The organism is Paenibacillus jiangxiensis, from assembly GCF_046098255.1.
GTDB classification, from domain to species: domain Bacteria; phylum Bacillota; class Bacilli; order Paenibacillales; family Paenibacillaceae; genus Paenibacillus; species Paenibacillus jiagnxiensis.
In genome coordinates this window covers 54,056-69,013 of record NZ_JBJURI010000001.1, presented here as the reverse complement: position 1 = coordinate 69,013, position 14,958 = coordinate 54,056, and the positions used below count along the sequence as shown (strand labels likewise).

Sequence of the window (14,958 nt, the reverse complement as noted above, 5' to 3'; positions counted from 1 at the left end):
ATCACTCCAACTATGTAGGGAGTGAAATTGCATGACATGGACCGCTAAAAGAGAACACCGCCAGCATCCGGAGCAGATTCGTTCCGATGCCTCCCGTGCGGCTTACGAAAGAGATTATTCACGTTTAATCCATTCGCCGACCTTCCGCAGGCTGCAGGGCAAATCCCAGGTATTCGGTGCTGGCACCGGCGATTATTACCGGACACGGCTCACCCATTCGCTGGAGGTTGCGCAGATTGCCCGTGAAGCGGCGCGCAGCCTGATCCGGGCATATCCTGATGCTGCTTTCGAACAGGCGGATAATCCCGGGCTGGTCATTGATTCCGAGGTTGTGGAATGCGCAGCCATTGCCCATGATTTCGGGCATCCTCCTTTCGGCCATAAGGGCGAGGAGGTGCTGGATGGCATCCTGGACCAACTGGTCAAGCAACGGGCAAGGGAGGCAGCCGACGCGCTTGGACTTCCGCCTCTGTCGGAGCCGGCTTTGGAGATTCATAAGGAGATGCGGCTCAAATATGAGCATTTTGAAGGCAATGCCCATAATTTCCGGCTGATCATGTTTCTGGAGAAGCGGGAGGATATTGACGGGCTGAACCTTTCGGATGCGGTGCTGCTGGGCATTAATAAATATCCTTATCCCGGAACGGTGAACAAGAAGGGCATGTACCTCCATGAATGGCAATATATCGAGGCGATCCGCCGGGACTGGGGTATTCCGGACGGTAAAAAAACGCTGGAGGCGCAGCTGATGGATCTGTGCGATGATATTGCTTATTCCGCGCATGATCTGGAGGATGGCATCAAAGCAGGAAAAATTGAGGTGCATGAGCATTTTTTGTATGACCCTTTATTGAATAAGCTCATTACCGAAAAAATCACCACGCTGGAGGACCCGTTCTGGAAGGACTGGACTTCCGGTCAGATTGCGCTTAAGGTTGAAGCGGTGCTCAAGGAATTTCTCAAGGTGTGGAATGCGAAAATGCCGTTCTGCGAAAATGATTATTCCCGCACCCGGCGCGAGGTCAAGGCGTATTGGGTAAGCCTTTTTGTGAACAGCCTCGGCATCATTGATGACGGGAACTGGAAGAAGGTGACCTTTGTCCATGAAGGCGTTGAGGATGTAGATATGCTCAGGACAGTGAGTGTGCTCAAGAGCTTTGCCTGGGTTACGATGATCCGCGATCTCAGGGTGCAACGGCTGCAAAAACGAAGCGAATGGATGCTGAAGCGCTTGTGGCAGGCCTTTGTGGATCCGGAAACCTCCAAAGCGATCGTTCCGAGCGACTGGCTGCTCCGTTTTGAACGTGATCAGGCGAAGCCACAGCCCATGTGGACATGGGAGCATATGATCATCGATTATATTGCCGGCATGACGGATGCGTTTGCGGAGAAAATCTACAATGAATTATATGGATTGAAGGTCGGGTCCATCTATGATCTGGATTAAGGCCGGATTGAAGCGGATTAGCCGATGCATTATATTGAAGTAAAGGAGCAGTCCTGAGGGGCTGCTTTTTTCGTATGAGAAGCTGGAGCGAAAGATACACCATTAAGAAAATGATTGGAGGATCTGACATGACAAAACAGCCAATCCGATTGGGGGTGCTGGATCTGGTGCCGGTGCTTGGCGGCAGCAGCGCCGAGGAAGCGGTACGCCGAGCGGGAGAACTCGCACGCCTGGCGGAAGCCTGGGGCTATCACCGCTATTGGACCTCCGAGCATCATGATATAAAAGGCCTTGCCTCCGCCAGCCCCGAGGTGCTCCTTGCCCATATTGGCGCGGTGACCTCTTCCATTCAACTCGGTTCCGGGGCCATCCTGCTGCCGCATTACAACCCGCTTAAAGTTGCGGAATGGTTCAACCTGCTGGCTGCTCTTTATCCAGGCCGCGTGGAGCTTGGGATCGGGCGCGCGCCTGGCGGCGGAGCACATGCCTCCATGGCGCTGAGCGGCAACTTTCTGGAGCGGGTGGCAAAGATGCCCGAAACAATTGCTTCATTAAAGGAGCTGCTTGAGGGAAGCTATCGTTACGACGATGTGCCGGTAACTGCACAGCCGGTGCCCGAGCTTCCGCCATCCTTGTGGATGCTGGGCACTAACAGGAAGGGTGCAGAGTATGCGGCCCGCTACGGGACTGGTTATGTATTCGGGCAGTTTATGAGCGATCAGGATGGGCGCGAGATGTTGGAGGCGTACCGTGAAGCATTCTCGCCTTCGGCCAATCTGCCTGCCCCTCGAACGATGGTGGCGGTTGGTGTCGTTTGCGCGGAAACCGAGGAAGCAGCATACCAATTGGCAGAACAGGCTCGCAGCATTCGGGAAGGGGACCTGATGCCGGGACCTGAGCGAAAAGGGGGCGGCTGGCTGATCGGGTCCGCATCCCAAGTGGGGGACAAGCTCCGTGAACTGCAGCAGCACCTGCAAACCGATGATTTTTTGCTTGTAACAGAGATCGCGGATTATGAGGAGCGGTTGAAAAGCTACCGTCTTTTGTCAGAATATTTTCGTGAATGAAAGTAAATTTTCATGTATAACCGTTAAATTTTCGTAAAAACAGCGAAAATTCATCTTTTTCACGACTAAAGAACTAAAAAGACACTCCCGGACTTCCGAAAAAACAGATATACACTTAATTGTGCAGCCGACTTCGTTCTAGGGATAAGCCCGCACATTTACAGGTATATAATCCCGGCAGCGATTCACGTCAGGATTTCTTCACAGACCATACATAGAAGAGGAGTAGGATGAAGGGGGATGTCTGAAAAGATGAAAAATCGTAAACTTTTGGACAAACGCGGAGAGCTCACAAAGAAGCAGGATGGGAAAAACCGACTGGTGAAGTGGTCTGAAATCAAAGAAAAGTTCAAAGTCGTGAGGCTCCCGGAAAGGAAGGGACGTCCGGAACCGGGCAAAGGGCTGCGGTTTGACACTTGGTTTGGGATCAACAAGAGTGTCGGTAAATTTACAGCTTTTATTTTTGCCGGCCTGATTGTCTATCTGCTGATCTTTGGTGTCGTATCCCTGCTGCAAATGAACAAAATGCAGCAAAATTCGTCTAACATTGTGGACAACGTAATGCCTGTGCTGGAGGATGTCAACAGCATACGATATGCCACCGAGCATGTATTAACTTTAAGCTTCCGTCATTTCTCCACAGGCGACCCCGGTGAAAAGAGTCTGCTTGAAGAAGAGCGCAATAAAATGGTGCGGATGGCGGCGCAGAGCTTCAAGAGGCTTGAAGCGCGATCACTGACGCCCGGAGAGACGGAGCATTTGCAGGCGCTTCATGAAAAATGGGATAATTACCTTAAATTGAACATGCAGGCGATCAATCTCAGCAATGATGGGCAAAGCGATCTGGCTGCGGAAGTCGCATCCAAGGGCACCAGTGCTTTTACCGCCATGGAGGGAGATCTGGATTATCTCGTTTCATTGAATCGGGAGAAGGCTGCGGCGGCAGGAAGCGAAACACGCAGCAGCTTTGTCTGGGCGCAGGCGATCACAGGAATTTGTCTAGTTTTGGCTGTTGCCTTGGCAGTTGCGGCAAACCGGCAAATTACAAGACGTGTGATTGCCCCATTACGGACATTCACTTTCAATGTTAAGGTCATCGCCAAAGGGGATCTTACCGGCGACAATATAACTGTTGCCTATAAGGACGAAATTGGAGAGCTTGCCGAGTCAGTGAATCTGATGAAGCGCAACTTTACAGCCATGGTGCAAAGTATCCATGATATTTCCGGGGTAATGAATCAGCGCACCGCCGAGCTGGCCGCTTCCGCCCTGGAAGTAAAGGCGGGCAGTGAGCAAATTGCCATTACGGCGGCGGAGTTGGCCAAGGGAGCCGAGGATCAGGCACTGACGGCTACTGATTCTGCGGCTTCTGTAGAGCATTTGAATGAGCGGATTACGCAGCATGCGCGGCATGGAGAGGAACTGCAGCGCAATTCCGAGCTTGTGCTTCATAAAGGCAGTGTCGGCAAGGCCGCTATGGACCAGTCTGTCAGCCAAATGTCAGTGATCTCCCGTCTGGTGTCCGATTCCATGGACAAGGTAATGGAGCTGGACCGCAAAAACCGCAACATCGATCGTTTGGTACAGACGATCCGCGAGATCGCCCAGCAGACCAATTTGCTGTCGCTCAATGCGGCGATTGAGGCGGCAAGAGCCGGGGAAAGCGGGCGCGGCTTTGCAGTAGTAGCCAAGGAGGTAAGCAGCCTGTCTGAAGCGGTCCGGCAAGCGGTATCCCAAATCACGGGCATTACTACAGATATTCAGAACGATTCGCGCGCAGTCGTAGAGTTGCTGCAGGCTGGAGTGCTGCAGACAGAGGAGGGCAACAAGCAGATGAGCATCACCGGCCAGGCATTTACGGATATTAATCAATCGGTGGCCTCCATGGTGGAGGTTATCGCACAGGTCTCTTCCAATCTGCAGAGCATGCAGGAGGCCAGCGAACAGATGAACGAGCAGAGTCAAAATATTTCCGCCGTTTCCCAACAGGCTGCCGCCGGGGCCGAACAGACATCAGCATCGGTGCAGCAGCAGGTATCCAACATTGAAACGGTTACGGAGAGCATCAGCTCGCTGAAGGAGCTGTCGGATATTTTGCTGGAATCGGTATCCCAATTCGAGATTCGGAAGACATCATGAGCGGCGGGCTGAGCAAACCGTTTCGGCATGTATATATGTATACATGCCACGAGACCGAACGAGAGTTGTGTGAGCTGGAAATGCTGCGGTTGTTTGATACGCGGCCGCTTACACCCTCGTTGGTTGCGGCAAACCGGCTGATTGAACCGGACGTAAGCCCGTTTATCCGGCTCAGGCTGGATGTGCTGGCAGCGGCCGGGGATCTGGCGGAACTGGCAGCTGCCGCAGCAGAATTGACCGTAGAGAGAGAAGCCACTTTTAAAGTAACTTTTATCAAAGAAGGGGAAGGCACAGAAGATTATACAAGACAAAGAGAGATTGAACGTGAAATTGGCCGGCATATCCGGGGCAAAGCCAAAATGAAGGAGCCCGACATCGTCTTTGGCATCGTCCGCTTGCAAGGACAATGGCTGCTGGGCCGATGTGTGTACAGCAGCCGTTCCTGGCTGGAGCGCCGGCATAAGCCGCAAAATTATTCCACAGGTCTTCCCGTGCTGGCGGCAAAAGCACTTGTGAATCTGGCTGCCCCCTATCCGGAGGGCAGGAAGCTGATCGACCCCTGCTGCGGCATGGGAAATGTAGTGATCGAAGGGCTGATGAACGGAATCAGCATCCGTGGCAATGACATGAATCCGCTGGCCGTTAAAGGGGCACGTGTGAATCTACGCCATTATGGTTTTCCGGAAAAGCTGGTAACGCTTGGAGATATGAATTTGCTGGCAGGGCATTATGATGCCGCTATCCTGGATATGCCCTACAATCTTTGCTCGGTGTTGCCACAACCGGAGAGAGAGCAGATGCTGGCAAGTCTCAGAAGGTTTGCCGACGAAGCCGTTGTCGTAAGCATTGAACCGATCCGTGAGGCGCTGCTGGCTGCCGGCTGGCAGATTGAAGCGGAATGCAGGTTATATAAAGGCGAGCGCGCCGGCATGGTCAGGGAGATCTATATCTGCAGATAGAGCAGACAAGCTCATTATTAATGAAGGAGTCGTCCCAGAAGCAGAATTTTCTGCAGCGGGACGAGCTCCTTTTTCTTTAATATTTTACTTTGTAATCCACCAAATTGCGTGGAAGCTCACGCCCGGCTGTGTAGGCTTTCAGATTGTCCAGGAAAATATCAAAAACGCGCTCATCATAACGTACCGTATCTCCCGCAACATGCGGAGTAATCAGCACATTATCCATCGTCCAAAGCGGATGGTCGGCAGGCAGAGGCTCTTCCTCAAAGACGTCCAAGCCAGCGAAAGCAACCTGGCCATTTTCCAGAGCTTCTATCAAGGCACTGGTTTTGACCGTCTGGCCGCGTCCGACATTGATAAAGAACATGCCACGCTTGAAAGCGGCAAACACCTTTTCATCAAAAATATGCAACGTCTCGTCCGTCAGCGGCAGAATATTCACGACGATATCCGCATCCGCCACGGCTTCCAACAGACCGTCCATTGTGTACATCTGATCCACATGGGGAACGTCCCTGCCGGAGCGGCGCACTCCCGTTACTTTCAGACCGAATGCTTTGGCGATACGGGCGGTTTCTGTACCAATTTCCCCCACACCGGCAATCAGGATCGTCTTTCCGTGCAGTTCCTGAAGCGAGTTGTAGCCCGGCTTTTTCCATGTCTGCTGCTGCTGCAGCTTCGTGGAGGCTTGCATGTACCGGGTATGGGAGAGCAGAAACCCGAAGATCATTTCCGTGATCGGGATGGCGTGCACGCCGCTGGCATTCGTTAACATAATATTGTTGTCTTCCAGATGTTCCAGCGGCAGCATGTCTATTCCTGCTGATCTGGTCTGAACCCAGCGAAGGGGGCTTTCCGGATCAAACGCGGATTCTTCATATCGCTTGGACCAGCCCAGTAAAATTTCTGCCTGCCGGATGATACCGGGATCGATTTCTTTGGCCTTTCCCTGAATAATCTCATAGCCTGGGGCCGTTTCCCGGATAAGGGATTCCTGTTCGGGTGACAGAACTTGCATACTAACGATTTTGCCCATCAATCATTACCTCCAGAGCGTACTTTTTTGTGTTATTCAAATTTCATCTATAATCAGGATACCAGATATGGAGTCATCATGATGCGAATTGCTGATACGATACATTCGGTTTTCAAGTGCATTGCCAAAATTATAGCACATATGTTCGTTTATTTGGAAGCAAATTCTCCCATCAGCAGTGATTGGGGGCTCTACACACAGGAATGTAAATACGGGTGTGAATGACTGGCCTTTGTGGAATGATGAATCATATCAATTTTTGTTAAAGGAGGCGGCAATTTATGTCAAAATCCGGAAAAGAAAGCGCTGCAAGCGAGCGGCTGTTTACGGCCATTCGGCTTCCCCAACATCTTCAGGAACAGGTAAAAGTTTGGCGGGATGGCATAAAGCAGCATGTATCCTTTCGCACATGGACCGATCCGCGCGACTATCATATTACTCTTCAATTTATGGGTGACGTGGATATAAAAACCATACCATCCATAACAGAGGCACTGAAGGAGGCGGCAGCCGAATGCGGCTCGTTCCAGCTTCGTTTGGGCGGGGCGGGAACCTTCGGGAGACCAGCTTTCCCAAGGGTGCTTTGGAGAGGAATTGAAGGTGATCGGGATATGCTCAAGCTGCTGCAGAAAACCGTGGTAGATCACACAATACCGCTTGGTTTCGTACCGGAGGAACGACCCTATAGCCCGCACATCACCATTGCAAGAACATACACCGGTTCCGAACCCGTACAGCCCATGCCTGACAATGAAAATGGTGAGAGTGACACCTCTTGGGCCGTTGCCGATTTTATGCTTTTTGCGACAAGATTTGGCAGGAAACCGATGTATGAAGTTCTGCAAACATTTCCGATTCCATATTCTCGGCCTTGAAATTGGTGTCAACTTAGTGATACTATGATTCAGCGTTATTCAAAAGGTGGATTTTAGGTTACATAACTGAAGAATGTGCCTAAATAACGGGAGGAACAAAATGGAAATCATTAAAGAGCATCGTTGGATCGCACCTCTTATGAGCGTGCTTATGGTATGTATATTGGGGATCAGTGTGGTTGTGGAAAGTCAGAATAAACAGACTGGAACTGCGGCAAATACAGCCGATTCATTGTATTCGTCGGCTGCTGCAGCTACTGAGCAGGGACAGGACAGGTCTAGGCCCATGCATATTGTGGAGCAAACCGGCCCGTCCATAAATAAATTGCACAGCTTGAAAAGCGTCATGCCCACCCTTCTGCTGCACAATCACGCGGAAAAGGCGGCACTGGACGCAAAAGCGGCACAAGCTGCGAAGAACGCCCGCTCTGCTGCAAAACAGGCTGCTCCAGCCGTCAGCAAAGCTAAAATCCAATCCCAATCCCCTCCTAAAAAACTCTTCTTTACGCGGACTGCCATGTTGGCCCAGGCGGATCAGGCCAAGGCAACATGGAGTTACAGCATCACCGCGCAAGAAGTGCTTCTGCTGCAAAAGATCGTCATGGCGGAAGCAGAAGGCGAACCGTACAAAGGCAAAGTGGCAGTTGCTAACGTTGTCTTAAACCGGCTGCGGTCAGCCAATTTCCCAGATACCATACGCGAAGTAATTTATCAAAAAGCCCAATTCAGTCCGGTAGCCAACGGGCGTCTTAACCGTGTCCGTCCGAACGCGGAAACTGTGAAAGCAGTCAACGAAGCCCTTGAAGGGCACAAAGCCGTCCCGGATAATACTTATTATTTTCTGTCCCTGACTTTAGCGGATGATCTTACGGTCCATCACTCGCGCACTAAAGTGAAAACGATAGGCCAGCATACGTTTTACAAGTGAGCAGACAGCTTTCACGTACCGGACAAGCGGAGTTCGGACCGGCCATGAAAGGCGGATTCGGTAGTTAAACGGAATACGGTTGCCGGACAGCATAACGGATCGTATTTGAGTTCCATCGCGGCAGACTGCATAGTGTAACGAGCATCGCCATTATTTTTATGAATATTATGTATTGCATTACGCAGACTTTGCTCCAGCTGGGCAGGACCGGTCACCGTTTTGGCGCAGCCGTTTTTTTTCAAAATATCCGCAATTCTCTTCTTCCTGACCGGGAAGCGAGGACGTGAACAGCATCGGAAGCCCTTTGGCCATCGCCTCCGTGCAGGTCATGCCGCCAGGCTTTGTAATCAGCAGGTCGGATGCATCCATCAGCGCGCTGATTTCGCGGGTAAAGCCAAGCACGTGAATATGGGGGTGCCGAAATGCCGAAGCTGCCGCAAGCTTGGACAGCAGCTTGTCGTTGCTGCCTGTACACACAATGACCTGAAGCTGATCCGGCATCTGAACAAGCACGTTCATCATGCTCTCTTCAAGCGGAATGCCCCAGCCTCCGCCCATGACAAGAGCTGTAGGCATATCATGGAGGCCGAAGCGGGCACGAGCCGCGGACTTGTCGCCATGATCCCAGAAATCGGGATGCACGGGAATGCCTGTGACTGATATACGGCTGCTCTCCACACCTCTGGCCTGGAGCTTTTTCCCGGCTTCAGGTGAAGGAACCAGGTATTGATTCACTTCCTGGCTGACCCAGGCTCCATGGACATCATAGTCCGTAATCAGGGTATAGAGAGGGATATCCAAGCCGAGCTTTTTCAGCCGTGCCACGACCGCGCTGGGGAACGGGTGGGTGCAGACAATCGCATCCGGCTCCCAGCCTCCGATCACCCTTACGGCTCTTGTATAAAAAAGCTTGTGCAAAACGATGCGGGCCAGCTTGTTCAGCTGCTTGTGATACTGCTTGCGGTACAGTCTGCCGATCATTTTCGGCTGCGTGTATACCGTTTTGCGGTAGGCAGAAAAGATGACCGGAGCTATTTTAGGATTCAGCATTGTAGCGAGCTCCATCACCTGTGTGCTGACACCCGGGTACAATTGGTGCAGACCGTCGGCGAGAGCAGCGGCTGCACGGGTATGGCCTGTGCCGAAGCCTTCGGACAAGATCAGGAATCTTTTGGATAACATGAAAGCACCTACTTTTTGAGATCGTTTGAAGGCTGGAAACCTGGTTTCATCGTTAGTTTAAAATATGAATTTCTTAAGGGATCTATGAGCCTGAAATAGGGCTTTGAAGCCTTGAATCAACGGCTGAACACTGCAATACAAATAAAACTTTCATTTTGTCGTATATTTATACATATCTTTCTTCAGTTGTCGCGCTGTTGCGGTAAAGCTTTGCTTCCAAAAATTTGTTATCACAATCATAAAAACTTTGAATTGCTAACGCGTTATGTCGATGTTAAAATGATAGAACTAATCTATATCAAAAGCGTGAAGTGCATATTTATTGAATTTGCATTCTATTAAAGCGGTCTCCGCCGCTTTGACCCGCATTCAATCTGTCAGGCGCCGCGCCCTTGGTGTCCAAGAGGCGGCGTTTCGTCGTACCCCCATTTTCAGCTCCTGCTGAATGTTAGTTTGTCGCCACCGTCTTCAGGTCCCATACCGGGCAGGTCCCGGCTTTATGAGTTCAATACAGAAAGGTTGCGTTCTATGAGACAGACAGGACTCCCCCCAAAACAAGGGCTTTATGATCCGCAATTTGAAAAAGATGCCTGCGGGATGGGCTTTGTCGCACATATCAAGGGCAAGGCTTCGCACGAGATTGTAAGCCAGGCGCTTACCATGCTTGAGAATATGGAGCACCGCGGCGGTCAAGGAAGCGAGCCAAATTCCGGCGATGGTGCCGGTATTATGCTGCAGATTTCGCATGCATTCTTTTCGGAAGAAGCGGCAGAGCTCGGCTTTGCGCTTCCGGCGGCCGGACGTTATGGCGTCGGCATGCTGTTCATGTCTACGGACGTCTCTGTACGTGCAGGCCACGAAGAAGTGCTGAAGAGCATTATTGCCGAGGAAGGCCAGCAGCTGCTGGGATTCCGTGACGTGCCGACGGACGACAGCATGCTGGGCAAATCAGCCAAGGCTGCCAAGCCGCATGTGCGTCAGGTATTCATCGGCAGCAGCGCTGATTTTGAGGATGAACTCTCCTTTGAACGGAAGCTGTATGTCATCCGTAAACGTGCTGAACTTGCCATTCGCTACAGCGAGAACGAAGAGCATGGTGAAACATTCTATATTTCAAGTCTCTCCTGCCGGAAGGTCGTATACAAAGGGATGCTGACCACAGCCCAGGTTGGCCAGTTCTATCTGGATTTGCGCGATAGCCGGGTAACTTCGGCCATAGCCCTGATCCATTCCCGCTTCAGCACCAATACGTTTCCAAGCTGGGAGCGCGCGCACCCGTACCGTTTCATGATCCACAACGGCGAGATCAACACGATGCGCGGCAACGTAAACTGGATGCATGCCCGCCAGACACAGTTCCGGAGCGAGCTGTTCGGTGAGGACATGGAGAAGGTCAAGCCGGTCATCAACCCGGATGGCTCAGATACGGCCATGTTTGATAATACACTGGAATTTTTGTACCTGAGCGGCCGTTCGCTGCCTCATGTAGCCATGATGATGGTTCCTGAGCCGTGGAACAACCATGACAGCATGGACCCGGCGAAGAGAGCATTTTACGAATATCACAGCACATTAATGGAGCCTTGGGACGGACCGGCTGCAATGGCATTTACGGACGGCATTCAGATCGGCGCCATTCTGGACCGCAACGGACTTCGTCCTGCACGTTATTATGTAACGAAGGACGATCTGATTGTGCTCTCCTCCGAAGCGGGCGTGCTCGACATCCCGCCGGAAAATGTGGAGTATAAGGATAGGCTTCGTCCGGGACGGATGCTGCTGGTCGATACGAAGGAAGGGCGCATTGTTTCCGATGAGGAGGTCAAGGCGCAAATCGCTTCCGAGCAGCCTTATCAGGAGTGGCTTGACGAGCACCTCATCGATCTGAATGAGCTGCCTGACTCGCCAGAGCTGCCGGATCCAAAGCATGATAATGTGAACCAGCTTCAGCTTTCCTTCGGCTACACGTTCGAAGAGCTGCGCAAGCTGCTGGAGCCCATGGCCGCCACAGGAGCGGAGCCGATCGGTTCCATGGGCTATGACGCTCCATTGGCCGTGTTGTCCGATAAGCCACAGCGTCTCTATAACTATTTTAAACAGATGTTTGCGCAAGTAACCAATCCGCCGATTGATGCCATCCGTGAGGAAATCGTTACATCGACCGGCACGACGATCGGGCCGGAACGGAATCTGCTGCATCCGGAGCCGGAGAGCTGCCGCCAGATCCGTCTGGAGACTCCCGTGCTTTCCAATGAAGATTTTGCCAAAATCCGCCATGTTCACCGTCCTGGCTTCAAATCGATGACTATTCCGATCTTCTTCCCGGCCAAGGAAGGAGCGGAAGGGCTGCGCAAAGCTCTGGAAGAGCTGTTCGAGTCGGCTGATCGCGTCATTGCCAAGGGACATAATATCCTCATTCTGTCCGACCGCGGCGTGGATGCGGAGAATGCGGCCATTCCGGCGCTGCTTGCTGTTGCCGGACTTCATCACCATCTGATCAAGAACGGAACGCGCACCAAGGTCAGCATTCTGCTTGAATCGGGTGAACCGCGCGATATCCATCATTATGCGCTGCTGCTTGGATACGGCGTGAGCGCCGTCAATCCGTATCTGGCGTTCGAGACGCTGGACGACATGATACAGCAGGGAATGCTGCGCGGGGTTTCGCATGAGAAGGCCGTGAAGAACTACATTAAGGCGGCAACCAAGGGTGTCGTTAAAATTCTGTCCAAGATGGGCATTTCCACCATCCAGTCCTACCGGGGCGCGCAAATTTTTGAGGCCGTTGGCCTGAAGAAGGAATTTGTGGATAAATACTTTACGTGGACACCTTCCCGCATTGGCGGCATCGGGCTTGAAGAGGTTGCAGCGGAAGTGCTGACTCATCATAACCGTGCCTTTACCAACAAGGACGGCAACGATAAAGTGCTGGATTCCGGCGGTGAGTACCAGTGGCGGAATGACGGGGAGCAGCATCTGTTCAATCCGCAGACCATCCATCTGCTGCAGCAGGCGGTACGTACGGGCGATTATAAGCTGTACAAAAAATATGCGGAACTCGTTCAGGGCGAAAATGAGCAGAAGCTTACGCTTCGCTCCCTGCTGAAGCTGAAACCAAACGGCAAACCTGTGCCGCTTGAAGAAGTGGAGCCTGCCGAATCGATCATGCGCCGCTTCAAGACAGGGGCCATGTCCTTCGGTTCCATCAGCAAGGAGGCTCATGAAGACCTGGCGATCGCCATGAACCGTATCGGCGGCAAGAGCAATACCGGTGAAGGCGGCGAGGATCCGGCCCGTTTCGTGCCGGACGCGAACGGTGATTCCCGCCGCAGCTCCATCAAGCAGGTTGCTTCCGGCCGTTTCGGGGTAACTTCGAATTATTTGGTGAATGCTGACGAAATTCAGATCAAAATGGCGCAGGGAGCCAAGCCGGGCGAAGGCGGACAGCTTCCAGGGCGCAAAGTATATCCTTGGGTAGCGGAAGTGCGCGGATCAACACCGGGCGTGGGCCTCATTTCCCCGCCGCCGCACCATGACATCTACTCCATCGAGGATCTGGCTGAACTGATCTATGATCTGAAAAATGCAAATCCGCGTGCCGACATTAACGTGAAGCTCGTTTCCGAAGTGGGCGTAGGCACCATTGCGGCCGGTGTCGCCAAGGGCCGAGCGGATATCATTCTGATCAGCGGTTATGACGGCGGTACCGGTGCATCTCCGCAGGGCTCCATCCGCCATGCGGGCATGCCGTGGGAGCTAGGTCTTGCCGAGGCGCATCAGACGCTGATTCTGAACAATCTGAGAGACCGCGTAGTGCTTGAGACGGACGGTAAAATGCTTTCAGGCCGCGATCTTGCCGTAGCAGCCCTGCTCGGTGCGGAAGAGTACGGCTTCTCTACAGCGCCGCTGGTTGCGCTCGGCTGCATCATGATGCGTGTGTGCCAAATGGATACATGTCCTGTAGGCGTGGCTACACAGAATCCACAGCTGCGTAAGAACTATATGGGAGATCCGGCGCATGTCGTTAACTTTATGCGCTTTGTGGCGGAAGATGTACGTGAAATTATGGCTGAGCTCGGTTTCCGCACCATCCAGGAGATGGTTGGACGTACGGACTGCCTGGATGCAGCCGCTGCGAACGAGCATTGGAAGAAGAGCGGTGTGGACCTGAGTCTGCTCTTGCATACGCCTGAGCTTCCGGAGGGAAGTGAGCAGTACCGCACGCAGCGCCAGAACCATGGTCTGGAGGAAACGCTGGATCAACAGCGGCTGCTTTCCATTGCGGCCCCGGCGTTGGAGAATAAGACTCCGGTCGAAGCGACACTTCCAATCACTAATGTCAACCGTGCCGCTGGAACCATACTTGGCAGTGAAGTGACGCGTAAATATGGAGCTGCCGGCCTGCCTGAGGACACGATCCGCTTCCATTTTGTCGGTTCGGCGGGGCAAAGCCTCGGAGCGTTCATTCCGAAGGGTATTACCATTACGGTTGAGGGCGATTCGAATGACTATGTGGGCAAAGGTCTGTCCGGCGGTAAAATCATCGTTAAGAAGTCGTCCAAGGCGACCTTTAAAGCAGAAGAGAATATCATTATCGGCAACACGGCCTTCTACGGAGCGACCAGCGGTGAAGCGTATATCAGCGGTATAGCCGGTGAGCGTTTCGCTGTAAGGAATTCCGGAGCAAGGGTTGTTGTTGAAGGCGTAGGGGATCATGGCTGCGAATATATGACCGGCGGCAGAGTTGTAGTACTTGGAGGTACAGGGCGCAACTTTGCGGCAGGCATGTCGGGCGGTATTGCCTATGTATATGATCCTGAGGGCTCTTTCCTTGATCGCTGCAATCTGGAGATGGTGCTGCTTGAGCGTGTGGAAGATACGGCTGAGGCTGCAGACCTACGCGGTATGATCGAGCGTCATGTCGCCCATACAGACAGTGAGGCGGGACAGCGTATTCTGCAGGACTGGGAAGCTTCGCTTCAGCATTTTGTCCGTGTCATCCCTAAAGATTATAAACGGATGCTGGAGCAGATCGAGAAGGTGGAAGCTGCCGGCTTGACCGGTGATGAGGCTCTGCTGGCCGCATTTGAAGCCAACATGCGTGAGCTTGCTCGCACAGGCACGAACTGACCTGATTCGACAGCACACTTTCCTTGGAATGGAAAAATAATTACAAAAAAATAACCTGCTGCAGGACGATTTATATGTCTCCTGACAGCAGGTTTATTTTTTTGGAGAATGAAAAAAAATCCTATTGACAGCTGCAACAAATTGCGACATTACCCCGTTTAAAGTTTACTGAAACATGAAATTTGACATAAAATA

9 protein-coding genes are annotated in these 14,958 nt (G+C 52.3%); 7 read left to right on the top strand and 2 right to left on the bottom strand.

Annotation, left to right across the window (positions count from 1 at the left end; translation table 11 throughout):
* The first annotated feature begins 31 nt into the window (after nucleotides 1–31).
* The 4 genes from ACI1P2_RS00310 to ACI1P2_RS00295 all read left to right on the top strand — a co-directional run bounded on the left by ACI1P2_RS00310 (nucleotide 32) and on the right by ACI1P2_RS00295 (nucleotide 5,612).
* Complete coding sequence (locus ACI1P2_RS00310) at nucleotides 32–1,447, top strand: deoxyguanosinetriphosphate triphosphohydrolase family protein (RefSeq protein WP_355315776.1); 1,416 nt, start codon at nucleotides 32–34, stop codon at nucleotides 1,445–1,447.
* Between the two features lie 128 nt (nucleotides 1,448–1,575).
* Entirely contained in the window at nucleotides 1,576–2,514 is a 939-nt protein-coding gene (locus ACI1P2_RS00305) for an MsnO8 family LLM class oxidoreductase (protein ID WP_355315774.1), read from the top strand.
* Nucleotides 2,515–2,766: 252 nt separating this feature from the next.
* Nucleotides 2,767–4,653, top strand: a complete 1,887-nt coding sequence (locus ACI1P2_RS00300; RefSeq protein WP_355315772.1) for a methyl-accepting chemotaxis protein — start codon at nucleotides 2,767–2,769, stop codon at nucleotides 4,651–4,653.
* A 35-nt stretch (nucleotides 4,654–4,688) separates the two neighbouring features.
* Nucleotides 4,689–5,612 (top strand): TRM11 family SAM-dependent methyltransferase, encoded by a 924-nt coding sequence (locus ACI1P2_RS00295; protein WP_355315770.1) that lies wholly within the window; start codon nucleotides 4,689–4,691, stop codon nucleotides 5,610–5,612.
* Between the two features lie 76 nt (nucleotides 5,613–5,688).
* On the opposite strand, the gene ACI1P2_RS00290 is transcribed toward ACI1P2_RS00295, so the two are convergent.
* Complete coding sequence (locus ACI1P2_RS00290) at nucleotides 5,689–6,648, bottom strand: D-2-hydroxyacid dehydrogenase (RefSeq protein WP_355315768.1); 960 nt, start codon at nucleotides 6,646–6,648, stop codon at nucleotides 5,689–5,691.
* Nucleotides 6,649–6,929: 281 nt separating this feature from the next.
* Between ACI1P2_RS00290 and thpR the strand changes: the two genes are divergently transcribed.
* Both thpR and ACI1P2_RS00280 read left to right on the top strand, forming a co-directional pair.
* A complete protein-coding gene (gene thpR, locus ACI1P2_RS00285; protein ID WP_355315766.1) occupies nucleotides 6,930–7,523 on the top strand; it encodes an RNA 2',3'-cyclic phosphodiesterase in 594 nt (197 codons plus the stop codon).
* A gap of 100 nt (nucleotides 7,524–7,623) precedes the next feature.
* Entirely contained in the window at nucleotides 7,624–8,451 is an 828-nt protein-coding gene (locus ACI1P2_RS00280) for a cell wall hydrolase (protein WP_355315764.1), read from the top strand.
* Between the two features lie 177 nt (nucleotides 8,452–8,628).
* On the opposite strand, the gene ACI1P2_RS00275 is transcribed toward ACI1P2_RS00280, so the two are convergent.
* A complete protein-coding gene (locus ACI1P2_RS00275; protein WP_355315762.1) occupies nucleotides 8,629–9,633 on the bottom strand; it encodes an MGDG synthase family glycosyltransferase in 1,005 nt (334 codons plus the stop codon).
* A 528-nt stretch (nucleotides 9,634–10,161) separates the two neighbouring features.
* On the opposite strand from ACI1P2_RS00275, the gene gltB reads away from it, so the two are divergent.
* The gene (gene gltB, locus ACI1P2_RS00270) at nucleotides 10,162–14,763 is read left to right on the top strand and encodes a glutamate synthase large subunit (protein ID WP_355315760.1); all 4,602 of its coding nucleotides are present in this window, start codon (nucleotides 10,162–10,164) and stop codon (nucleotides 14,761–14,763) included.
* The last annotated feature ends 195 nt before the right edge of the window (nucleotides 14,764–14,958 follow it).

Excerpts from the sequence above, each read along its gene's own strand:
- ACI1P2_RS00310 (WP_355315776.1), top strand. The coding sequence starts at position 32 with ATGACATGGACCGCTAAAAGAGAACACCGCCAGCATCCGGAGCAGATT.
- ACI1P2_RS00305 (WP_355315774.1), top strand. The coding sequence starts at position 1,576 with ATGACAAAACAGCCAATCCGATTGGGGGTGCTGGATCTGGTGCCGGTG.
- ACI1P2_RS00300 (WP_355315772.1), top strand. The coding sequence starts at position 2,767 with ATGAAAAATCGTAAACTTTTGGACAAACGCGGAGAGCTCACAAAGAAG.
- ACI1P2_RS00295 (WP_355315770.1), top strand. The coding sequence starts at position 4,689 with ATGTATACATGCCACGAGACCGAACGAGAGTTGTGTGAGCTGGAAATG.
- ACI1P2_RS00290 (WP_355315768.1), bottom strand. The coding sequence starts at position 6,648 with ATGGGCAAAATCGTTAGTATGCAAGTTCTGTCACCCGAACAGGAATCC.
- thpR (WP_355315766.1), top strand. The coding sequence starts at position 6,930 with ATGTCAAAATCCGGAAAAGAAAGCGCTGCAAGCGAGCGGCTGTTTACG.
- ACI1P2_RS00280 (WP_355315764.1), top strand. The coding sequence starts at position 7,624 with ATGGAAATCATTAAAGAGCATCGTTGGATCGCACCTCTTATGAGCGTG.
- ACI1P2_RS00275 (WP_355315762.1), bottom strand. The coding sequence starts at position 9,633 with ATGTTATCCAAAAGATTCCTGATCTTGTCCGAAGGCTTCGGCACAGGC.
- gltB (WP_355315760.1), top strand. The coding sequence starts at position 10,162 with ATGAGACAGACAGGACTCCCCCCAAAACAAGGGCTTTATGATCCGCAA.